This window comes from Mesorhizobium kamtschaticum, assembly GCF_056174585.1.
Genome location: NZ_CM149691.1, coordinates 1,139,255 through 1,160,364, shown reverse-complemented (window position 1 = coordinate 1,160,364; position 21,110 = coordinate 1,139,255). Strand labels below are relative to the sequence as shown.

Annotated in this window: 22 protein-coding genes and 3 pseudogenes; 12 read left to right on the top strand and 13 right to left on the bottom strand. The window is 63.5% G+C overall.

What is annotated here, in order from left to right:
- Nucleotides 1-315: 315 nt before the first annotated feature.
- The 5 genes and pseudogenes from AC0V7N_RS05575 to AC0V7N_RS05555 form a co-directional block, all read right to left on the bottom strand.
- Nucleotides 316-1,284, bottom strand: a complete 969-nt coding sequence (locus AC0V7N_RS05575) for a GlxA family transcriptional regulator (protein WP_475455455.1) — start codon at nt 1,282-1,284, stop codon at nt 316-318.
- Between the two features lie 301 nt (nt 1,285-1,585).
- Nucleotides 1,586-1,943 (bottom strand): annotated as a pseudogene (locus AC0V7N_RS05570) (integrase core domain-containing protein); the annotation flags it as partial.
- Between the two features lie 46 nt (nt 1,944-1,989).
- Nucleotides 1,990-3,170, bottom strand: a pseudogene (locus AC0V7N_RS05565) (trans-sulfuration enzyme family protein).
- Nucleotides 3,167-4,606 (bottom strand): pyridoxal-phosphate dependent enzyme, encoded by a 1,440-nt coding sequence (locus AC0V7N_RS05560; RefSeq protein WP_475455451.1) that lies wholly within the window; start codon nt 4,604-4,606, stop codon nt 3,167-3,169. The pseudogene AC0V7N_RS05565 and the gene AC0V7N_RS05560 overlap by 4 nt, the downstream one beginning before the upstream one ends.
- Before the next feature lie 286 nt (nt 4,607-4,892).
- Nucleotides 4,893-5,294 (bottom strand): RidA family protein, encoded by a 402-nt coding sequence (locus tag AC0V7N_RS05555; RefSeq protein ID WP_475455450.1) that lies wholly within the window; start codon nt 5,292-5,294, stop codon nt 4,893-4,895.
- A 158-nt stretch (nt 5,295-5,452) separates the two neighbouring features.
- Here AC0V7N_RS05555 and AC0V7N_RS05550 point away from each other — a divergent pair, with 158 nt between their 5' ends.
- Both AC0V7N_RS05550 and AC0V7N_RS05545 read left to right on the top strand, forming a co-directional pair.
- Nucleotides 5,453-5,785, top strand: a complete 333-nt coding sequence (locus AC0V7N_RS05550; protein WP_475455448.1) for a hypothetical protein — start codon at nt 5,453-5,455, stop codon at nt 5,783-5,785.
- The gene (locus AC0V7N_RS05545) at nt 5,782-6,429 is read left to right on the top strand and encodes an isochorismatase family protein (protein ID WP_496627751.1); all 648 of its coding nucleotides are present in this window, start codon (nt 5,782-5,784) and stop codon (nt 6,427-6,429) included. Before AC0V7N_RS05550 ends, AC0V7N_RS05545 begins: the two co-directional genes overlap by 4 nt.
- Nucleotides 6,430-6,505: 76 nt before the next feature.
- Here the strand turns inward: AC0V7N_RS05545 and AC0V7N_RS05540 are convergent, their stop codons facing one another.
- Nucleotides 6,506-6,859: a winged helix-turn-helix transcriptional regulator gene (locus tag AC0V7N_RS05540; protein ID WP_475455444.1), complete on the bottom strand. Its 354-nt coding sequence runs from the start codon at nt 6,857-6,859 to the stop codon at nt 6,506-6,508.
- Nucleotides 6,856-7,056: a hypothetical protein gene (locus tag AC0V7N_RS05535; protein WP_496627750.1), complete on the bottom strand. Its 201-nt coding sequence runs from the start codon at nt 7,054-7,056 to the stop codon at nt 6,856-6,858. Before AC0V7N_RS05535 ends, AC0V7N_RS05540 begins: the two co-directional genes overlap by 4 nt.
- A 226-nt stretch (nt 7,057-7,282) precedes the next feature.
- Here AC0V7N_RS05535 and AC0V7N_RS05530 point away from each other — a divergent pair, with 226 nt between their 5' ends.
- Nucleotides 7,283-7,741, top strand: coding sequence for a DJ-1/PfpI family protein (locus AC0V7N_RS05530; protein ID WP_496627749.1), 459 nt, complete (start codon nt 7,283-7,285; stop codon nt 7,739-7,741).
- A 14-nt stretch (nt 7,742-7,755) separates the two neighbouring features.
- On the opposite strand, the gene AC0V7N_RS05525 is transcribed toward AC0V7N_RS05530, so the two are convergent.
- The 3 genes from AC0V7N_RS05525 to AC0V7N_RS05515 form a co-directional block, all read right to left on the bottom strand.
- A complete protein-coding gene (locus AC0V7N_RS05525; RefSeq protein ID WP_475455440.1) occupies nt 7,756-9,099 on the bottom strand; it encodes an FAD/NAD(P)-binding protein in 1,344 nt (447 codons plus the stop codon).
- Between the two features lie 31 nt (nt 9,100-9,130).
- Nucleotides 9,131-9,607 (bottom strand): RrF2 family transcriptional regulator, encoded by a 477-nt coding sequence (locus tag AC0V7N_RS05520; protein WP_475455438.1) that lies wholly within the window; start codon nt 9,605-9,607, stop codon nt 9,131-9,133.
- A 576-nt stretch (nt 9,608-10,183) separates the two neighbouring features.
- Nucleotides 10,184-10,378 carry a LuxR C-terminal-related transcriptional regulator gene (locus AC0V7N_RS05515; protein WP_475455436.1) on the bottom strand — a complete coding sequence of 65 codons (195 nt, stop codon included), beginning with the start codon at nt 10,376-10,378 and terminating at the stop codon, nt 10,184-10,186.
- Between the two features lie 504 nt (nt 10,379-10,882).
- Between AC0V7N_RS05515 and AC0V7N_RS05510 the strand changes: the two genes are divergently transcribed.
- Nucleotides 10,883-11,527: a LysE family translocator gene (locus tag AC0V7N_RS05510; RefSeq protein WP_475455434.1), complete on the top strand. Its 645-nt coding sequence runs from the start codon at nt 10,883-10,885 to the stop codon at nt 11,525-11,527.
- Between the two features lie 24 nt (nt 11,528-11,551).
- Here the strand turns inward: AC0V7N_RS05510 and AC0V7N_RS05505 are convergent, their stop codons facing one another.
- Both AC0V7N_RS05505 and AC0V7N_RS05500 read right to left on the bottom strand, forming a co-directional pair.
- Nucleotides 11,552-12,148, bottom strand: a complete 597-nt coding sequence (locus AC0V7N_RS05505) for a hypothetical protein (protein WP_475455432.1) — start codon at nt 12,146-12,148, stop codon at nt 11,552-11,554.
- A gap of 164 nt (nt 12,149-12,312) precedes the next feature.
- A complete protein-coding gene (locus AC0V7N_RS05500; RefSeq protein WP_475455430.1) occupies nt 12,313-13,554 on the bottom strand; it encodes a YadA-like family protein in 1,242 nt (413 codons plus the stop codon).
- A gap of 470 nt (nt 13,555-14,024) precedes the next feature.
- On the opposite strand from AC0V7N_RS05500, the gene AC0V7N_RS05495 reads away from it, so the two are divergent.
- Nucleotides 14,025-14,585, top strand: a complete 561-nt coding sequence (locus AC0V7N_RS05495) for a hypothetical protein (protein ID WP_475455428.1) — start codon at nt 14,025-14,027, stop codon at nt 14,583-14,585.
- Between the two features lie 3 nt (nt 14,586-14,588).
- Nucleotides 14,589-15,251, top strand: coding sequence for a helix-turn-helix transcriptional regulator (locus tag AC0V7N_RS05490; protein WP_475455426.1), 663 nt, complete (start codon nt 14,589-14,591; stop codon nt 15,249-15,251).
- Nucleotides 15,252-15,540: 289 nt separating this feature from the next.
- Here the strand turns inward: AC0V7N_RS05490 and AC0V7N_RS05485 are convergent, their stop codons facing one another.
- Entirely contained in the window at nt 15,541-15,948 is a 408-nt protein-coding gene (locus AC0V7N_RS05485) for a hypothetical protein (protein WP_475455424.1), read from the bottom strand.
- 373 nt (nt 15,949-16,321) lie between these two features.
- On the opposite strand from AC0V7N_RS05485, the gene tauA reads away from it, so the two are divergent.
- The 6 genes and pseudogenes from tauA to AC0V7N_RS05455 all read left to right on the top strand — a co-directional run bounded on the left by tauA (nt 16,322) and on the right by AC0V7N_RS05455 (nt 21,093).
- Entirely contained in the window at nt 16,322-17,335 is a 1,014-nt protein-coding gene (gene tauA, locus AC0V7N_RS05480; protein ID WP_027041102.1) for a taurine ABC transporter substrate-binding protein, read from the top strand.
- Between the two features lie 115 nt (nt 17,336-17,450).
- Complete coding sequence (locus AC0V7N_RS05475) at nt 17,451-18,224, top strand: taurine ABC transporter ATP-binding protein (protein WP_475455422.1); 774 nt, start codon at nt 17,451-17,453, stop codon at nt 18,222-18,224.
- The gene (locus AC0V7N_RS05470; protein WP_475455420.1) at nt 18,221-19,081 is read left to right on the top strand and encodes an ABC transporter permease subunit; all 861 of its coding nucleotides are present in this window, start codon (nt 18,221-18,223) and stop codon (nt 19,079-19,081) included. The genes AC0V7N_RS05475 and AC0V7N_RS05470 overlap by 4 nt, the downstream gene beginning before the upstream one ends.
- Before the next feature lie 25 nt (nt 19,082-19,106).
- On the top strand, nt 19,107-19,295 hold the full coding sequence (locus tag AC0V7N_RS05465; protein WP_475455418.1) for a hypothetical protein: 189 nt from the start codon (nt 19,107-19,109) through the stop codon (nt 19,293-19,295).
- Nucleotides 19,296-19,438: 143 nt separating this feature from the next.
- A pseudogene (locus AC0V7N_RS05460) lies at nt 19,439-19,882 on the top strand (transposase family protein); the annotation flags it as partial.
- 263 nt (nt 19,883-20,145) lie between these two features.
- Nucleotides 20,146-21,093, top strand: a complete 948-nt coding sequence (locus AC0V7N_RS05455) for an aliphatic sulfonate ABC transporter substrate-binding protein (RefSeq protein WP_496627748.1) — start codon at nt 20,146-20,148, stop codon at nt 21,091-21,093.
- Nucleotides 21,094-21,110: the final 17 nt, after the last annotated feature.

The window sequence follows — 21,110 nt, the reverse complement described above, 5'->3', positions numbered from 1 at the left end:
TTGGGTCGGTTGCAAGGTCAGACCATGGCGCAGGAGGCGTGGAAGGATTGTGCGGAAAACCGCGTGTGTTGTGCGGAATGCCGCTGAGCCCCTTACCTTCGTCATCCACGGGCGGAGCAAGGAGCGAAGCGACGCGGCGCAGACCCGAGGATCCATGCCGGGGCGCCTGTTCCACACGAAAGCGGTTTAGAACCAGGCATTCTCGCGGGGACGACACATCTTGGACCGCTGCATATTTCGGCCGATGTCGCGGCATGGATCCTAGGGTCTCCACGCCGCTTCGCGACGCTCCGCCCTAGGATGACGAAGATAGCCCTAATGCCTTCTCGCCAGCTTCGGCGGATGGCCATGCTCCTCGCGAAACGCCCGGGCGAAGCTCGACATCGAGGCAAAGCCGCAGGCCAGCGCCACGTCACGCACGGCGAGCGTCGAATGCGCCAGCAGATCGGCGGCGCGCCTCAGCCTGAGCCGCCGGTAATAGCCATTGGGCGAGATGGCGAGTTCGGACCTAAAACTGCGCTCCAGCTTGTCGGAGGAGACGCCGAGCCGCGCCGTCAGCTCCGCCATGCCAAGCCGCTCTTCCACCGCGTCCTCCATGATGGCGATGGCCGACAGCACCAGCTCGTTCTGGACGCCGGTGCGCAGGCGCAGCGGCATCAGCTTGCGGTCGACGCTGGAGCGCAACTGGCTGTGGACGAACCATTCGGCGACGCCGGCGGCAAGCTCGGCACCGTAATCCCGGGTGATGATCTCCAGCATCATGTCGAGGCTGCCGACACCGCCGGCCGAGGTGAAACGCTTGCGGTCGATGACATAGAGATCGCGGCGCAATTCGATTGTCGGAAACGCCTCGGTGAAGGCGGCCTGGCTGGTCCAGTGCAAGGTGCAGGCGTGGCCGTCGAGCAGGCCCGCGCGGGCCAGGAAGAAGGCCGCATCCGCCACCGCGCCGATATGGGCGCCATTGCGCAGGCTGCGGCGGATCCAGCTTGCCGCATCCTCGGCGACAAGATGGTCGGCGTCACCGCCCGAGCACACCACGATGCGGTCGACCTTCGGCGCATCTTCGGCATAAAAGCCCGGCTGGATGACGACGCCGTTCGAGGCCTCGACCGCCCCTCTCGTGCCGCCGACGATGATCCAGCGATAGCACTGCCGCTTCGCCAACACATTGGCGGCGCGCAGCGGCTCGATGACGGAGCTGAACGCCATCATCGGAAAGCCGGGGAACACCAACACCGCGAAGGTGAGGGGTTCGGTGGGCTTTGGGGGTTCGCGCGTGGCCATGGGCGCTACATCTCGGGCGAATGGGGTTTGGGGTCAACGCCAATTGGGCAAATCAGCTTTGACCGTCGCGACGCTCCGATGTCGCGGCATGGATCCTAGGGTCTCCGCCCTAGGATGACGAACGCATAGTAGCTTAGGCTAATTCCAAATGCCGGAGATTGGCGGTTGGGTTGCCGCACAGCGGACTGCGACCACTGTCAGTTCGAGTCTCGGAAAGGACCAACTTTGAAGATTGGCCGAAACAAACCCTCGCTTCGTCATCCTAGGGCGGAGCAAGGAGCGTAGCGACGCGGCGCAGACCCTAGGTGTTTAGTCCCGGCATTTGATGGGTTGGATCGAACTGGAACCGTTTTGGCTCTTTTTCCCAGATTTTGCAGATGAACTCATAGGACGTTAGGCCTTTGAGGGTCTTTAGCCTGCGCGCGAAATTGTAGGCCGTGATGAAGTCGGCGAGGTGCCGGCGCAATTGATTGTGATCGTCATAGTGGAAGCGCTTGACGGTCGCCTCCTTGATGGTTCGGTTCATCCGCTCGACCTGGCCATTGGTCCAAGGATGGTTGATCTTTGTGAGCCGGTGCTTGATGCCATGCTTGTCGCAAATTTTCGTCGAAGACATGTTGGGGAGCGTGCCGGTCACAGCTGCGATTGGTGAACTGGATGCTTGCGCCTTGTCAGCGCGCCGCCCTCGGCCATGCTGAACCTCACTCAGCCCCCCAGCGCCTGCTCCAGATCCGCGATCAGATCATCGCCATCTTCGATCCCCGCCGACAACCGCACCAGCGAATCCGAAATCCCAATCTCCGCCCGCTTCTCGGCGGGAATAGACCCATGCGTCATCAGCGCCGGATGCTCGATCAAGCTTTCCACGCCGCCGAGGCTTTCGGCCAGCGTGAACAACTGCGTGCGCTCGAGGAAGCGTTTTGTCCCGGCAAGGTCGCGGTCGAGCACGGCTGATATCATGCCGCCGAAGGCGTACATCTGCTGGACGGCGATGGCGTGCTGCGGGTGGCTGGCGAGGCCGGATAGATCACCCGGCGCACGTCCTTGCGGGCTTCCAGCCACTGCGCGATCTTCAGGCCGTTCTCCGAATGCCGCTCCATCCTGAGCGCCAGCGTCTTCAGGCCACGCAAGGCGAGAAAACTGTCGAATGGCCCCGATATGGCGCCGATGGCGTTCTGCAGGAATTTCAGCTGGGCGGCCAGCTCCTTGTTGTCGCCGACAACAGCCACGCCGCCGACCATGTCGGAATGGCCGTTGAGATATTTGGTCGTCGAATGCACGACGATGTCGATGCCGAGCTCCAGCGGCCGCTGGATGTAGGGGCTGCAGAACGTGTTGTCGGCGACCGACAGGATGCCCTTGCGTTTGGCGACAGCCGCGACGCCTTCGAGGTCGACGATGCGCAGCAGCGGGTTGGTGGGCGTCTCGACCCAGAGCAGTTTCGTCTCCGGCCGGATCGCGGCCTCGACCGCCGCAAGGTCGGTGAAGTCGACGAAGGAGACCTGCAGATTAGCCGAGCGCTTGCGAACCCGCTCCATCAGCCGGAACGAGCCGCCATAGATGTCGTCGGTGGCGACGATATGGGCGCCGCTGTCGAGCAGCTCCAGCACCGTCGAGATCGCCGCCAGGCCGGAAGCAAAGGCGAAGGCCGTCGTGCCGCTTTCGAGATCGGCCACGGCGCGCTCGAAGGCAAAGCGCGTCGGGTTCTGGCTGCGGGCGTATTCAAACCCCTTGTGCACGCCGGGCGACTGCTGGCCGTAGGTCGAGGTGGCATAGATCGGCACCATCACCGCACCGGTCAGCGGATCGTGGCTCTGGCCGCCATGGATGGTGCGCGTCGAGAAGGCCAGGCGGTTCTTGCCGGCCGGCGGGGTATGTTTGGTCATCGGGCGCGCCTCAGATGGTTGATCAGGTCGATGCGGGTAATCAGGCCGACGAACTCGTCGCCGTCGAAGATGATGGCGACCTCGTTGCGGTCGAACACCGGCAAAAGCGCATCCAGCGTCTGGCTGGCCTGTAGCGTGTGCAGGTTGGAGGTCATCGCCGTGCGCACCGGGCCGTTGAAGCGCTCCCAGCGTCCGTCATAAGGACCGTCGACCTTGGCCAGGATGTCGCTTTCGTCGACGATGCCGACGAGCTTGCCATCGTCGAGCACCGGCAGTTGCGACACATCCGAGCGGCGCATGCGGCCGTAGGCGTTGAGCAGGCTTTCGTCCGGCCCGACAAAGACCGTGTCGCCGGTGCGGTGCGAGCGCATGACCAGGTCGCGCAGATCGCCATGCTGCTCGTGCTCGGCCAGGCCCTGTTCGGCCAGCCAGAAATCGTCGAACACTTTGGACAGGTATTTGTTGCCGCTGTCGCAAACGAAGGTGACGACGCGCTTGGGCGAAGTCTGCTCGCGGCAATAGCGCAGGGCGGCCGACAACAGCGTGCCCGACGACGAGCCGGCCAGAATGCCTTCGCGCGACAGGAGATCGCGCACCGCCAGCATGCTCTGCTTGTCCGTGATGGAATAGGCCTTCTTGACCAGCGACAGATCGGCATTGGGCGGCACGAAATCCTCGCCGATGCCTTCCACCGTCCAGCTGCCGGCCTCTTCCATCTTGCCGGTCTTGATCAGCGGCGCCAGCACCGAGCCGACCGGATCGGCCAGCACCATTTCGGTCTTCGGCGACACTTCGGCAAAGTAGCGGCCAAGCCCGGTCAGCGTGCCGCCCGAACCGACCCCGACCACCACCGCGTCGACATCGCCATCGAGCTGCGAAAAGATTTCCGGGCCGGTCGTCGTCTCATGCGCCAGCGGGTTGGCCGGGTTGGCGAACTGGTTGGCATAGAAGGCGCCCGGCACCTCGGCCGCGATCTTCTCGGCCATGTCCTGGTAATATTCCGGGTGACCCTTGCCGACATCCGAACGCGTCATGCGCACTTCCGCCCCCAGCGCGCGCAGATGCTGGATCTTTTCACGCGACATCTTGTCGGGCACGACCAGCACGATGCGATAGCCCTTGGGAATGCCGACCTGCGCAAGCCCAAGGCCGGTATTGCCCGCGGTCGCTTCGACGATGGTACCACCGCGCTTGAGCTTACCTTGCTTTTCGGCGGCGGCGATCATCGACAGCGCGATGCGGTCCTTGATCGAGCCGCCCGGGTTCTGGCTTTCGAGCTTGATGAACAGCCGGCATTTTCCGGTGTCGAACTTGGTCAGCTCGACCACCGGCGTCTGGCCGATCAGGTCGAGAACCGACGCATAAGGCGGACGCAGGCGCGAAGATTGGCCGTCCGAGGGGGTGCTGCCTGGCGCAGCTTTTCCGTGCTCGCTCATATCGAAGCTCCCTGATCAAGCGACCGGCTCGGGGGCGGAGCGGCAGCGTAGCCTCTTTTCCAGCCGTTTGTCGCTGGAAAGAAGATAGATCATGCCAATCAGCCGGCCAGACGAGGAATGAAATTCCAAGAGGCGCTTAATCTCCCCCCTCGAGGGGGAGATGGCCGGCAGGCCAGAGGGGGTCGGTTCGACTGGGCTCGGCCTCCTGCGACACAAGGAGGTTGGCGCTTCACGCGCGGCGACCCCCTCTGTCGCCTTTGGCGACATCTCCCCCTCGAGGGGGAGATTATGCTTCAATAGCCGCCTGCCCTTCGATCTCGATCAGGAAATCCGGATTGGCGAGGCCGAGCACGCGCACGCCCGTCACCACCGGCGGCGGCCCGCGATCCGCCCAGAACGCCATCCAGACGCCGAAGGCCGGCCTGATATCGGCATCGCCGACAATGTAGATCGACAGCCGAACAAGGTCTTCCAGCCTGGCGCCGCCGGCCTCGAGCACCATCGCCAGATTGGCGAGCGCCTGCTTGGTCTGCGCCGCGATGTCGCCCTTGCCGACGATCTGGCCATTGGCATCGATACCGTTCTGGCCGCCGATCAGCACGATGCGTGCCGAGGCCGGCAGCGCCACCCCCTGCGAATAGGCCGGGTTGCTGTGCATGCCCTTCGGGTTCAGCCGCTCGATAGTCATTCTCTGTCTTCTCCCCGCGCCACGAAAGGGCATTCGGCCTACCGCTTCAACGAACCATCTCGTTCGTTGAAGCCGCCATTTTCATCATGCTAGCCGAACGGGATGCCAGCTGAAACAAGCGGGCCGCGCGATCCTGACATCCCAAGAGGAGACAGCCGATGAAGATCCTTGCGTACGACAACTTCAAACCCGGCGTCACCCTCGACGACCTCAAACCCTATCTGCGCGACGAAGTGTCGAATGTCTGGCGGCTGTGGAAGGCAGGCATCGTGCGCGAAAACTATGCGCGCGCCGATGTCGGCGGCGTCATCATAGTCTTCGAGCTCGACAGTGTCGATGAAGCCAGGCGCTACACCGACGACTTTCCGCTCTCGAAAGCCGGCTTGCTGGAATGGCATTTCCTCGCCTTCGACTCGGCACCCTTGCCGCTCGAATACCTGTTCGACCCTACCATCGACATCGCCCAACCCTGGGACCGGACGGCAGCATGATCCGGTCGAGCGAGGGTATAGAAATCCCGACCAGCCCAGCGGAGTGGTGCGATCCCAGCCGCATGGCGCTGGTGGTCTACGACATGCAGGTCGGCATCTGCCGCCAGGTTGCCGGCGCGGCCAGTATCGTCGAGCGCACCGGCATCGTGCTCGAAGCCGCCCGCTCGGCCGGCATGCGGGTGGCGTTCACGCGCCATCTCTCCTTGCCGCGCAAATGGATGGGCGCCACCCAGCTGCGCACCGCCATGGCCTGGCAGCGGCGCGACAGTCCGGACATGGTCGAGCCATGGTTCTTGCGCGACGCCGAAGCGACCGGGATTGTGCCCGAACTGGCGCCACGCCCTGATGAAGCCGTGTTCGACAAGCTGACCATGTCGGCCTTCGATTCCACCGCGCTTGGCTTTGCGCTCAGCGATTGCAGCGTGCGCGCAATAGCCCTTGCCGGCATCGCCATGGAGATCGGCATCGAGCCAACCGTTCGCCAGGCGACCGACAATGGCTTTACGGCTGTCGTGATCGAGGATGCCTGCGGCTTCGGCAACCGCGAAGCGCGCGACCGCTCGATGGCGACGCTGCGTTACCTCGGCGAAGCGGTCATCACCGATGTCGCGGGCTTTTGCGGCGCGCTCGCCGGCGCGGCCTGAGGGGCGAAAGTTGCTAGAGCAATTCCAGGAAAAGTGTGAACGGTTTTCCGTCCGGAATTGCGCCAAAACAACAACTCTAGGCGGCGGCGTCGATGTCGGTGCGGAAGCGCACGCCCTCGGCGCGGCCATGCACGCTGCCCCAGTCGTAGAGCGCCTGCAGTGCTGCGGCGAGATCGCGGCCGCGCTCGGTCAAGGCGTAACGTGCCTTGCCGTCGGGCGAGGTCTCGAGCCCGACGAAGCCGATCTCGACGAGGTCGGCAAGGCGCTGCGTCAGCATCTTGTCGGAGAGCGAGGGGATCAGCCGGCGCAACTCGGAATAGCGCAACGGGCCTTGCTTGATCCGCGCGATGATCACCGTTTTCCACTTGCCGCCGAGCGCGTCGAGCGCGAACTCGACCGGGCAGCCATAGAGTCTTCCGCGTTGGGTCATGCACCGATCCTAGGCAAGGCGCCGCCGCGGCGAAAGCGGTTTTTGCCCGGCCATATGGCCAGATTGCAGAGCCCGGCTTTGTCGACGACAGTTTCATAAAGGAGAGCAAAGATGAGTGTCAGGGATGCCAATCCGGTCAATGCACTGAGGCCGAAAAATGTCGCGATCGTCATCGCCAATCCGGCCATCTCGACCACGACCGGCTGGCCGGTCGGTTTCCTGGTGGAGCGAGCTGACGCATCCCTGGTTCGCCTTCACCGAGCGCGGCTACGCGGTGGAGATCTTTTCGCCCGATGGCGGCAGATGCGAGGCCGACGCGCTGAGCGACCCGCGCGACCCGTCGGGTTACTCCGAAACCGATCTCATCTCGCTCGGCTTCCTGTCGAACCCGAAACTGGCGGCTCTGGTCAAAACACACGGTCGGTGGCGGAGATCGAGATCGACAGTTTCGACGCGATCGTCGTCGCCGGCGGCCAGGCGCCGATGTTCAGCTACGACCGCGCGGAAGCCCTGCAACAGATATTCGTCGCCTTCCATGAAGCCGGCAAGGTGGCGGCAGCGCTCTGCCACGGCACCGCGCTGCTGCGCTACGCCAGGCGCGCGGATGGATCGCTGCTCGTCACCGGCAAGACGGTGACCGGTTTCGCCAATGCCGAGGAAGATTTCGCCGACAGGGCGACCTGGGAGATGGGCGCGCTCGAGCGCGGAAAACATCTGATGCCCTGGCGCATCGAGGATGAGTTGAAGGCAATCGGCGCCAATTATGTGCAGGCCGGGCTGTGGCGCGGCTTTGCCATACGCGACGGCAATCTGATCACCGGCCAGCAGAATTTTTCCGGCGCCGAGACCGCGCGCCTGGTGTGCGAGGCACTGGGCGGCTGAGCGCCAACCAGCGCCTACCCCAGCAATTGCTTGCTCAGCCGCGCGCACTGGACGCGGATGTCGGGAATGGCGTCGATCTCGAAAAAGGTGCCGCGGGTCAGCGGGCCGACGGCGAGGATCTTTCGCGAGACCGTGCCGTCGCCGGCGATGATCTCGCAATTGGCCGACACGTCGAGGCCAATGCGCATCGGATCCGGCCGCCCGAGCCCGCGGTCGACCAGCGAGCGCACCACGCTGTTCGACGAGGTCGAAATATCCCGCACGATCCCTGAGCAATCATAGATACGGGCGACGTCGAAAGTCTCGACAAGCTGGCTGTGGCGCGACTGGACGTCGACACTGAAAGCCTCGCCCGGCGTGATGCCGACGACGCGGCCGGCGACAAGCCGGATGCGGCCGGATTGCACGGCTTGCGTCACCTTGGCGTAGACTTCCGGCGCCATGCGATGGCGATGGATGTCCCACCAGGCCTTGGTGTGCTCGACGAAGCGGCGCTTGGCCGAAGCCGGCCAGTTCTGCCAGATTTTCTGGTTGAACGGCCTGAGACCGTCGACCACGTCGCGCCAGTCGATGCCGGCCTTCTGGTTTTCGCGGATCAGGTCGCGGAACCAGCCGACGAAATAGGAAAGCTGGGTGCCGAGCGGAATGTCGGCGACGTCGAGCTTGATCGGATTGCCCTTGCGGTGCGGCGACGGCAGCAGGCCGCGCCGGGACACGGCGACGATCTTGCCCGTGTGGCCGCGCTGTTCCAGCGCCAGGAACGCGTCGACCATGCTGAGGCCGGTGCCCAGCACCATCACAAGGCTGTCCGCATCGAGCGCGGTGTCGGCCTCCGAACCCATGCGGACCGCATGGCCTTGCGCCGGCTGTTCGTCATGACCGGTGGCCAGTATGGCCAGATGGGCAACGACACTGGTGCCGTTGGCGAGCGCCACCTCGACGCCGGACGCGGTCGGCGTGATCGACAGGCTCTCCTCATGGATTAGGCGCAGCCGCCCGGTCGGCTGTTCGCGCGCTTCGAGTTCGTCGAGCAACGCGCCGAGGTAGCGGGCATAGATGCTGCGCGGCGCGTAGAAGGGTGTCTGGGGCGTCTGCTCCTGGTCCACCAGGCCGCGCCCCTGCAGCCAGCGCCAGAAATTGCCGGGATCGTCGGCATAGGCGCTCATGCCGGCGGCGCTGACATTCAGCACATGCGCCGACAGCAGTGTCGAATAGGCGATGCCCTGGCCGAAATGCGGGCGCTTTTCGATCAGCGTGACGCGCAGATCCGGATTGGGCGATTTCAACAGATGCGCGGCCATCACAACGCCGCTGGCGCCGCCGCCGACAATGATAATCGAGTTCGCGCGCCCGCTCATGCGCAGGGCCGCCTTGTGCGGAGCGCCAGCGTCAGGCCTGGACCTTCACCACGACCGGCAGGTCGGTGATCCCCCTCGCGACCGCAAGGTCGTCGAGGCCGATGTCGCGCATATCGGCGAGGCTGCGCTGATCGAGCACCTCGGCAATCGCCTGCCGGACCTCGAGCATCAGATGTCGGACTTGGCATGTCGCCTCGTTGCAGTCTTCACAGCGCTGATATTGTGTGCGGCTGGCGCAGGGAATTGGCGCCAGCGGCCCGTCGAGGACGCGCACGACATGGCCGACCTTGATTTCGTCGGCCGGCCGCGCCAGGCGGTAGCCGCCATCCTTGCCCTTGCGGCTCTGGACGAAACCGGCATTGCGCAGCTCGCCCAGGATGGCGTCGAGAAATTTCTTCGGGATGTTGTTGCCGGTGGCGATATCGCCAACGAAAGCGAGCTGCCCGGCCGGTATCTGCGCCAGGTGGACCAGCGCCTTGAGGCCGTACTTGCCTTTTTTGGTGAGCATAGACCCAACGCTTCTCTGTCATGCGATGGCCGGGCCATCCCTGCGAAACGCCTGGCGAGCCTCCCCGCCGCGCCCAAGCATCCATGACACATAAATTCTAGTGACATGATATACAAGCCGAGAAACGTTGAATTTGCTTCGTTTTCAAGCCACTGTAGCCATTTTAACCGGCCTTTGTGCCATTAAGAGCACAGAAATGCGCTCCGACGACAAGAAGGCGACAAATGGTTTCCCGCAGGAGGCCCGTGTAGCGTGCCGACTCATGCGAGATCGGAAGCCGATGCATGCCGAGAGCGATCATGGTGCCGGGGTACCCGCTCATTGTCCAATTCGCTCATGTCGATAAGGATACTATACTTACCCTCGAACACGCGGAACGGCTTGTCAATTCCGCAGCTGTTTGAGGCATGGTTTTTGCCTGGTGTCGGCAAAATAGGAAATTGTCGTTCGCAACCGGAGGCGATCAGCTAACCCGGCCGATCTCTCGACGTCGTCACTCTCCTATTCGTCTTATCCACCAAATGGCGCATCGCGTGATCGCGCAGCCCTACCAGCGTGCCGTGATATTTCGCTCCCTCAGAGCGGCGATGCCAGGAATGCGACAGGCCGGACGAGGTCGACCTGGCGCCGAACATCGGTCTTCTCGAAAACATGCAGAAGGTGCGTCTTCGCCGTGGCGCTGGCCAGGCCAAGCGATTTTGCGATCTCGCGCTGGGTGCAGCCGGCGGCCACTGTCAGACATCGCGTGCTGCTGCGCCGATATCGCTTCAACGGGATCAATCCTCGTTCGACTTCGCGACTTGTATGTCTGGAGTCGACATCGAGGTGGGGGGCGCACCGAAAGCCAACTGAAAGTCAGTAGAAAAAAATAGAAGCTGGGAGTCAAGCCTAATCCAAATGGTGGACGCGGCGACGACCATTTCGTGATTGGGTGCGCCGGCTTGAGGTTGGACTGAGTTCAAAGCATGTGACGCGCATCAGGAGAATTCTAGATTTTCTCCGCCGCCAGTGAATGCGCCGGCACATCGGTCACGTCTTCAACTCACGGGAAAAACGACGTCTCTATAGCGTAAGACGGAAGATTACATTCCGCTAATACTGGGAGAGATTCAAGACGACTTGCTTGTCAGCCCCGCCAACGGCCGTCCTACCGGAAGAATGTCGAAGCAGCTCACGAAAGCGGGTGACCGTTGCCAGCCACGGTTGGCATCTGGCCGAGGCTGTTGCCCGGCCGGGGCCCCCCGACGACGTGCGGTCAAAGGAAGATCTGTCAGCATGTCGGGCACGTCGGAACTTCTCCTCAACATGATGCGAGGCGCCTTGCTGGGGTTCGCGGTCGCCGCGCCCATCGGTCCCACCGGGCTCTTATGCGTGCAGCGCACGATCGCCGGCGGCATCGTACCCGGTCTGGCGACCGGCTATGGCGCGGCGACCACACATTCGGTCTATGCCTCCGTTGCCGCCGCCGGGCTCGGGGCGGTGGCGCACATGCTGATGGGCTGGCACCTGCTGCTGCAACTCTGCGCCGGTATGTTCCTGCTCTACATGTCGGTTATGGCGGCGCGGCTGACACCGTCGCTGGACACGTCCTTGCAGCGCCGCATGCCGTCGGGCCGGGCCTATCTGACGGGGCTGATCTGGACGCTGGGCAACCCGATGACGCTGCTTGGTTTCCTCACGCTCACGCCGGGGATCCTGGGGGCCGGCTTGCCGTCCTGGCAAACCTTGGCGCTTGTCTCGGCCGGCGTGCTGATCGGTTCGGCGAGCTGGTGGACAACGCTGACACTGGTCACCAACCTCCTGCGCAAGCGGCTGAGCGCGCGCGGGCTGCGCGCCGTCAATCTTGTCTTCAGTTCGGGCCTGTTCGTCTTCGCGCTGTCGCTGCTGGCCAGCGCCCTGCGCCTGGAGTTGTTGTCGTAGTGGCGGCTGAATGCGCATGCCGTTTCAAGGTTTTGCTGCCTTCTTCGGCTGGACGGCCATCGAGGGCGCGTCAGGCGGCGGGCCGGCATCGTCCGGTTTCTGCTGTTCGGCGACGGGCGTGTCGGGCGCCTGCGGCGCGCCGGAGGAGAGGTTGACCGACACACCGTAGATTTTCCACTGCCGGTTCGCCGGCTCGAACAACAGCTCGAAATTGACCTGCATTGGCACCGACGGGAAAAACCCGACCATGTGCAGCATGCCGTTCGGCTCGATCTGCGGCAGCAGGGTCAATTGCGGATCGAGCACGGCGACGGCGCCGAAGTCGAGCGCCTGCTTGCGCTGGTTGGCGAAGATATCGCCGAGCCCGGCTGCGCTGTTGGCCTGGAAATTCGGCGAGCCGAGATCGCGCAGCACCGTGTAGTTGCCGGTCTTGTTGGCCTGGTCGAGCGCCAGCAGCGTGCCGCGGATCAGGATCAGAACGCCGTTGCGGTCGATGCTGGCCGGATGGGGGGCATGGACCTTGTCGCCCTTCTCCGCCTTTTTCGTCTGCGCCATTGCAACGCCCAGGGGCGCTGCCATCAAACCGGCCGCCAGCAAGGCGGTCACGGCGACTTGCGTCATCCACCTTGTCGATGAAGATTGCGAGCGCTTCATGTGGCCTCTGGAGTCTTATCCGAAATCGAGCCTCCGGCAGGCGGGACAGGCGGCCGCGTCCGTGGGTGGAACGCAGCCGCCAGCGGCTCTTTCAAGCCAGCCCCCTCGCACTCCGGATCACGGTGACCGCCTCAATTCAGCGTCCATGACGCCCCGACGCTGACGCCGACATCGCCTTGGTTGGTGGTGGCCGACAAAGCGGCGTTGAGGCGGAAGTCCTCGCTGGTGTTGTAACCAAGGCCAAGCGCCAGGCCCGATTGGCCCTTGAAATAGCCAAAGCCGCCGGCCAGCGACAGTTTTTCCGGCCTGTCGTCGTAACGCAGCCCCGCCGTCGCCAGCGCCAGCGCGGTGCCGGCACGGGCTTCGGTGCGGGTTTCGCTGATCTGGTCGCCGAGATTCTGGACACCCGCCTCGAGCGCGCCGACGCGGCCGTCGAGCTGGGTGATGTTGGTGGTGTTGGTGGTCACCCTGGTGTCGAGGTCCGCGATCTCGGTGGTGTGCACCGCAATCGCATTGGTGTTGTTGGTGATGCGCGTCTCATGGTCGGCGAGCTCGGTGGTGTGGCTGCTCACCGTGCTGTTCAGATTGCTGATATCGCTGCTGTTCTGGGCGACCTGTGCCGGCAGGTTCGCAAGCGTCGCGACATCGAACGTCGACGCCGCCAGATTGCCGCCGCTGTCCGTCGTCATCAGATAAGTGGTGCCGACCTGTGCGGCCTTGCTCGCCTGCGAAGCAACACCGGTCAGCGTGTAGGTGTTGAGGCCATTGCCAAGCATGACCTGATTGTCGTGCGTCGTTGTCGCGCCCACGCCGATGGCGATGGAGTTGTTATAGTTGGCCGTCGTATCGGCGCCGAGGGCAACGGCGTTCACGGCATTTGCCTTGGCCGCGTTGCCAAGGGCCGTGGCGTTGCCGCCGTTCGCTTGCGCCGAGCTGCCAAGGGCCGTGGCGTCCCCGGCATTCGCCTGAGCCGAAGTGCCAAGCGCCGTGGCGTTGGCCTGGCCAATCGCGCTGGCGCCGGCCTGGGCTCCGGTGCCGATGGCCGTTGTATTCGTATTGTTATAGTCGGTGGTTAGGCCACCCGCGTTCACGTCATAAACAAGTCCGCCAGCGCTCGCGTTGAGGCCGAGCGCTACGCTGTTGTCCCCGAAAGCACCCGCGGCATCGCCGATCGCAGTCGAGAGAGCACCATCGCTATTGGCGGATCTTCCGCATGCCGTGCCGCCGGCTGACGTCTGCGCGAAAGCCGCTCCACCATCCGCACCATTGAAATCCTGGCAGATGACTCCTGCCGCGCGTGCTGTGCCTGGCGCGAAGGCAACAAAGCCGGCGGCCGCCACCACCATGATGGCTGCGGTCCCGAGGGTTGGCACTTGGGAGGATGCCAGCCCACCAAAAACCGCCGTCGCGGCGGATCCAATGCCTTTTCGCAATTGGCCCCTAATCGCGATTGTTCTGCTTTTTGTTCCAGCCCCAGCGTCTTCCGATACGCTCTCGCATCCAATCGTTTCTGCAATCACGCTCAAAGCCCTCGCTTCATTGCCAATTGATCGACCCCTGCCGGCGGCTGGCGGTCCCGCGCGATGGCCGGGCGGGAGGTGCTCCGGCCATGGCTGGGCTGACAATCAAGCAGTTGCGCACTCGGCGGTTGTGCTGCCGTCCCCGAACAGCACTCGCCTTGCAAACACCGATGTCCCCGAATTCCGCGCAGGACCGCAGCACCCGACGGGCGCAAACGAACACAAAGAAAATGCCGCGTCTTCCACCATTCGGTGGATAGCGGCTGCCAGAGTTCGATGGTACCGCCCAAGGCTGGATCTCCATCTTCAGGAGATGATGGGGCTTGCCCAATCCGGGTCATGTGTTCATTTTGTTGCGATGCAACAAAGATTTTGTTGCCGTGCGGCAAGGGAATGGTGCGATGCGGTCTCCTCTCTCCACGGCTCAGTTGTCCGAACTGATCGGGCTGATCTACGACGCCGCGATCGATCCCGCGCGCTGGCCCGTCGCGATCGAGGAGATGCGCATCGCGCTTGGCTTCGGGACCGCCGCCATCCGCCTGCAAGCGTTGCCGTCGGGCGAGTTGCTGGTCAACGTAACCAGCAACATTCCGCAGCCCTATGTTGAACGGATGGTCAGCTACGGCGCTGAAGTGCTCGAGCTATGGGGTGGCATGGCGGTGGTAGGCTCGCTGCCGATGGATCGGCCGGCGGTGTTGAGCCAGCTCAATCCCGACCTCGACACCACGACGAACCGCTATTTTGTGGAGTTCGGCAAACCGCAAGGCATGGTCGATTCCCTGGCACTGCCGCTCGCGCGGGATGGGCGTGGTCTCGGCTCGCTGTCCTTCAGCCGCCATGTCGATGCCGCTCCCATCAACGATCTGCAGATCGAGGCCGCCTGATTGTTGATCCCGCATCTCCAGCGCGCCGCGACGATCAACCGGCTGCTCGACATCGCGGCGATCGCCCGGTCGACCTTCGAGTCGGTGCTCGACACGCTGACGGCGCCGATCTTCCTCACCACCGCCGATCTGCATGTCGTGCATGCCAATCCGGCAGCGCATGCGATTGTCGCCGGGGGCGAGCTGCTGAACATCCGCAACGGGATTCTCACCCCCAGCGTTTCCGCCGTGTCCAGCGCGCTGGCCGTCGCGGTGTCCCAGGCGGCGCAGGACGAGAGTGCGATCGACCGCAAGGGGCTGGGGGTTCCGATACGCTGGCAGGACGGCTCGGCCGGGGCCCTGCATGTCCTGCCGCTGCGCCCAGGGCGCGGGGCGTTCGATGCCAGCGTGGTGGCGGCGGTGTTTGTCGCACGCGCGGATACGCCCTTTGTCGCGCCGACCGCGCTGGTCGCGGCATTGTTCGGCCTGACGCCGGCCGAGGCACGTGTCTTCGAGCAGATCGCAGCCGGCCGCACGGTTGAGGAGACGTCCGATGCTCTCGACATCGGCCGCAGCACGGTCAGGACGCATCTGCTGCGGCTGTTCGAGAAGACCGGCGTGCGGCGGCAGGCCGAGCTGGTTCAGCTCGCCGCGTCGCTGGCGTCGCCCGTGGCTGGCATGGTCTAGCGCAGAAAGCAGTCCAGCCCGGCAATGGGACGCGCGCGGCCGGTTTCCAATAGACAGACAAGTGGCCCTGTCGCGCGGGTTCATTTCAACCGGGCAGTCCGATCCGCAGATCAAGCCGCTCGTTCACGCTGCCGAGCGATGCCTTCTTTACCCGCTGGGAAATCTTTGTCTTGGCGCGTGCGGCGGGAACGAACAGTTCCGCTTCACAGAGGTAAGTGGCGGCGCGTGGATGGGTCGCGTGCCGCTCGCCCCCACATAGGGGGCAGAGCGTTGCTCGAGCGCACTGTAGTTATTCAGGCTTCCCAAGCCAAAAGAGCTTTTCTTTTTCCTCATTGCTTAGTGAATCGTAGGAAAATCTATGCTCTATCCTATGATGGGGGGCGTGATCCGAGTTTTCATATTTCCAGACTGGCATCCAGCCTCGTGGCGTGTATAGTATTCCCAACTTCGCGTTCTTATCTGCTCTCGCCTCTTGTGTTTTTCGAAACAGCTCGTTGATGTTCTCTGTTAATTGAGCTAGATATTTTGCAAACAACGCGCCATTCTGATCTGGAGAAACGAAATAGTCGACATTTTCCCTGGCGGAAGCTACACGATGTATTACGATACATCCTCCACCGGGTTGCTCACATATTACGACAAAACCTCCGTTTCCATCTGGTGCGAATTCAGGTAATAAATTTTCTATCGGCATCATCTACCCTTTTTCTTTACGGACACCATGTCCAGCTGAGTTTCGATGACTTTCCGCTTAGCGTTGCCTAGCGGGAAACCAACGCCCTGCCATTGGATCGGGGACAGAGGTAGACCAAAGACCACCACAAAAGGGATTTCGCGTCGTCCACCGTTCGGTGGACGGGTTCGAACTCGATAATTTCGCCGCCCGACGCCGGTGCTGCGATGTGACAGCGGGCGCGCCACAGCCGCCCCATCCGCCTTGGCGGCAAGTCGTCGACAGCTTTTTTCCAACAAACCCGCCTTCGTTGGAAGGATTTAACTCTACAAGAACGATAGAATTAGCTGACTATTATAGGGCAATCCGGTTTTCTCTGTTTTCATGGAGCCCTTTGATGTCCACCATTTCGCGACGCATTCTCCTTCTGTCGTCGGCCGCCCTTGCCGGCGCCGCCTTCCTCAGCCCGGCCCTGGCCGAAGATTTGAAGATCACCATCGGCTACCAGACGGTGGTCGAGCCCTCGAAAGTGCCGCAGGCCGACGGCGTCTATGAAAAGGCCACCAAGGCCAGCATCGACTGGCGCAAATTCGATTCCGGCGCCGATGTCATCGCCGCGGTCGCCTCCGGCTCGGTCGATATCGGCTATGTCGGTTCGAGCCCGCTGGCGGCCGCCGCGAGCCGCGAGCTGCCGATCCAGACCATCTTCGTCGTCGGCCTGATCGGCCCGTCCGAGGCGCTGGTCGCCCGCAACGGCGCCGGCATCGAGAAGGTCGCCGACCTTGCCGGCAAGAAGGTCGCGGTACCCTTCGTCTCGACGACGCATTACAGCCTGCTTGCCGCGCTGAAGCACGAGAATGTCGATCCGAAGTCGGTTGAGATCCTCAATCTGCGGCCGCCGGAAATCGCCGCCGCCTTCGCCCGCGGCGACATTGATGCGGCTTACGTCTGGGATCCGGCGCTCGGCCAGATCAAGACGACAGGCAAGGTGGTGCTGGATTCCTCGCAGGTGGCCGCCTGGGGCGCGCCGACCTTCGACGCCTGGATCGTGCGCACCGATTTTGCCGAAAAGAACCCGGAAGCGGTGCGTGACTTCGTCAAGGTGACGGGCGCCGCCTATGCCGAGTACCTCGCCAAGCCCGACGCCTGGTCGGTGTCCTCGCCGCAGGCCGGCAAGATCGCCAAGCTCACCGGCGCCAAGCTGGAAGAGGTGCCCGAATTGTTGAAGGGCTATGTCTTCCCGACGCTCGAAGAGCAGGCCTCCGACAAATTCCTCGGCGGCGGCACGGTCAAGGCGGTCGCGGCGGCATCCGCCTTCCTCAAGGAGCAGGGCAAGGTCGACGCCGTGCTGCCGGACTATTCGAAATACGTGACATCGAAATACGTCACCGAGGCGCTGGCCTCGAACTGAGCGCCTGACCCACCTGAACGCGCGGATCTCCTTCCCTGACGCCGCGTGCTGACTGCCCCGGAACTGCTGACGAGGAGCCGTTTCGGGGCAGTCGGATTTCCCTCTGAGAGGCCCCATGCCGCATCTCGTGCTCGACAAGATCTCGATCCATTATGACGGCCAGCCGGAGCCGGCCGTCGAGCGTGTGTCGATCGACGTCGCCAAGGATGACTTCGTCGTGCTTGTCGGCCGTTCCGGCTGCGGCAAGACCTCGCTGCTCAACGTCGCCGCCGGGCTGGTTACGCCGTCGCGCGGCAGTGCCACGATCAACGGCCAGCCGATCACAGCCCCCGGTTCCGACCGGGCGGTGGTGTTCCAGAACGATGCCTTGTTTCCCTGGCTGACCGCGCGCGAAAACGTCGCTTTCGCGCTCAGGCTGCGCGGTGTCAGGCCGGGCGAGCGGGCGCGGCGCGCCGACGAGCTTCTGGACCTGGTGAAGCTCGCCGACGCCGGCGACAAGCGCATCTGGGAGCTGTCCGGCGGCATGCGCCAGCGTGTCGGCCTCGCCCGCGCGCTCGCCGCCGAGCCCGAATTCCTGCTGCTCGACGAGCCGCTCGGCGCGCTCGATGCGCTGACGCGCGAACGCATGCAGACGACATTGCTCGACCTCTGGACGGCAAGCCATGCCGGCGTGCTGATGGTCACTCACGGCATCGAGGAGGCGCTGGTGCTTGCCACCCGCATCGTCGTGCTGGCGCCAGGCCCGGGCCGCGTGGTGCGCACCTTCGAACCGGGCTTCTCCAGGCGCTACGCTTCGGGCGAGGCCATCCGCGCCATCAAGGCCGATCCGGCCTTCGCCGCGGCGCGCGGCGAACTGACCGACGCCATCTTCGAAGGAGAGGCGGCATGACGGTGACGTCCTATACCGAACGACCGAGCCAGAAGATCGACGAGGTCGATGGTCTGCCGGTGCCATGGTCGCCGGCCACCCCGAAGCGTAAAGGCGTCTCGGCGCGCATGATCAGCGCGGTCACCATTCTGGTGGTTCTGGCGGTATGGGCGTTGTCGGCTCGCCTGCAACTTGTGTCGCCGGTCTTCCTGCCCTCGCCTGCCGCCGTCTGGAACAAATTCTTCGTTGTTATCAATGACGGCTTCGTCGATGCAACCCTGCTGCAGCACGCCGTCGCCAGCCTCGGCCGCGTGTTTGCAGCACTCGTCGCGGCCCTTCTCATCGGCGTTCCGGTGGGGCTCGCCATCGGCATCAGCACTGTTGGTCGCGGCATCTTCGATCCGCTGCTGGAATTCCTGCGGCCGATCCCGCCGCTCGCCTATCTGCCACTGGTCATCATCTGGTTCGGCATTGGCGAGCCGTCGAAAATCCTGGTGATCGCCATCGCCATGCTGGCGCCGGTGGCGCTGTCGACCGCCTCGGGCGTTCGCGGCGTCTCGCAGGAGCGTATCAACGCCGCGCGCTCGCTCGGCGCGACCAAGCGCCAAGTGGTCCGCCACGTCATCCTGCCCAGCGCACTGCCATCGATCCTGACCGGCCTGCGCATCGCGCTCGGCGCCGGGTGGTCGACGCTGGTCGCGGCCGAACTGGTGGCGGCGACGCGCGGGCTTGGCTTCATGATCCAGTCGGCCGCCCAGTTCCTGGTCACCGATGTGGTGATCATGGGCATTCTGGTGATCGCGGCCATCGCCTTCGTGCTCGAATTCATCATCCGCCGGATCGAGCGCGTGCTCGTCCCGTGGGCGGGACGCGAATGATCAAACCAAGCGCAGGAGAATGACGATGACCCATTCCACCGCCGTGCTGTTTGCCCATTTCGGTGCCTGGCTGCTGGGCCTTGCGTCCGATGACAAAGCGGCGAGGCAGGACAGCCAGCGCTCGCCGGCGCCGGTCCAATTCCAGGCCAGCCGCGACCGCCTGCCGCCACGCGACGAGAGTTTTTACTGGGCCTGGCAGTATTGGTCGCAGTGAGGGGCGGCTCGACTTTGCGCCAGCCCCCGTGTCTTCGTCATCCTAGGGCGGAGCAAGGAGCGAAGCGACGCAGCGCAGACCCTAGGGTGTTTGATCCCGAGCTTTAATGGTGCGATATTTTCTTCCGAATGGAAGGATGCGCTATGGGACAAGTTCTACACGGTCGCGCCACGACGACAGAGGCAATCCGTCGAGCAATACAAAATAGTCAAGAGAGCCTGAGGACGCTGGCCAAGCGCTACGGGATCAACCAGAAGACAGTTGTGAAGTGGAAGAACCGGACGTCGGTTGCCGATCTTCCTACGGGTCCCAAAGAGCCAAAGTCGACGGTGTTGTCCGTCGAGGAGGAGGCCGCCGTCGTCGCCTTCCGCAAGCATACGTTCTTGCCGCTCGATGATTGCCTCTATGCCCTACAGCCAACGATCCCGCATCTGACGCGCTCGTCATTGCATCGCTGTCTGCAGCGCCATGGCATTTCGAAGCTGCCGGAGGTGGACGCTGACAAGCCGGGCAAGAACAAATTCAAAGCCTATCCGATCGGCTATTTCCACATCGATATCGCCGAGGTGCAGACCGCCCGGGGTGAGTGGGCGTGCAAGCGCCGTTTCTGATCCGTCGCATTCTACGACCAACGTCACGGCATGGATCCTAGGGTCTGCGCCGCGTCGCTTCGCTCCTTGCTTCGCCCTAGGATGACGAACGATGGGTTGCCGCAGAAAATATTTCCACGTCATATCGACAACTCGCAAAATCATTCCTCTACTAAATTTATAGAACTACCTAGCCTAACCTCTCATCCAACCGGCGAGGACATGTTCCCGGCGCCGATCCGCAGTGAAGGAGAGGGATCATGTTCAATCTGACGAGACGCATTTTCGGCATCGGCCTTGTGGCCGCGACGCTTGCCCTGTCGTTCGGCGCTTCGGCGCAGGAGCTGAAGCAGCTCAGCATCGGCTATCAGAAGACCAGCCTGCCGGTGATCGCCAAGCAGCAGCAGGTGATCGAAAAGGCGTTTACCGGCGTCACCGTGAAATGGGTCGAGTTCACCGCAGGTCCGCCGCTGGTCGAGGCGCTCAATGTCGGCGCCATCGACGTCGGTTGGACCGGCGACGCGCCGCCGATCTTCGGCCAGTCGGCCGGCGCCAACATCGTCTATGTCGCGGCCCTGCCGTCCAATGGCGACGGCGAGGCGATCTTCGTCAAGCCGGCCTCGCCGGTCCAGTCGGTCGCCGACCTCAAGGGCAAGCGCGTCGGTGTCGGCAAGGGCACCTCCGCGCACAATCTTCTTGTGGCGGCGCTGGAGAAGGCCGGCGTCCCGTTCGATCAGATCACGCCGATCTATCTCAGCCCCGCCGATGCCGCCGCCGCCTTCGCCAGCGACCAGATCGATGCTTGGGCGGTCTGGGATCCGTTCTTCGCCATTGCCGAGACGCGCTACCAGCCGCGCGTGCTGGCCCGCTCCAGCGAGGTGCTCAAGGTCAACACCTATTTCCTCGCCAACAAGGATTTCGCCAAGGCGCATCCCGAAACCATCACCACGACCGTCGCCGCGCTTGGCGAGGCGGTGAAATGGGCCGATCAGAACCGCGACAAGGTGGCCGCGGCGCTGCATGAGGTGACCGGCGTGCCGCTCGACGCCCAGATCATCGCCGCCAACCGCAGCAAATTCGGCATCTTTCCGATCACCGACGAGATCATCGCCAGCCAGCAGGCGACCGCCGACCGCTTCTTCAAGCTCGGCCTGATCCCGAAGGCGGTCCGCATCTCCGACGCCGTTTGGACCGCGCCAGGCAATTGATCTTTTGTCTCGCGGCG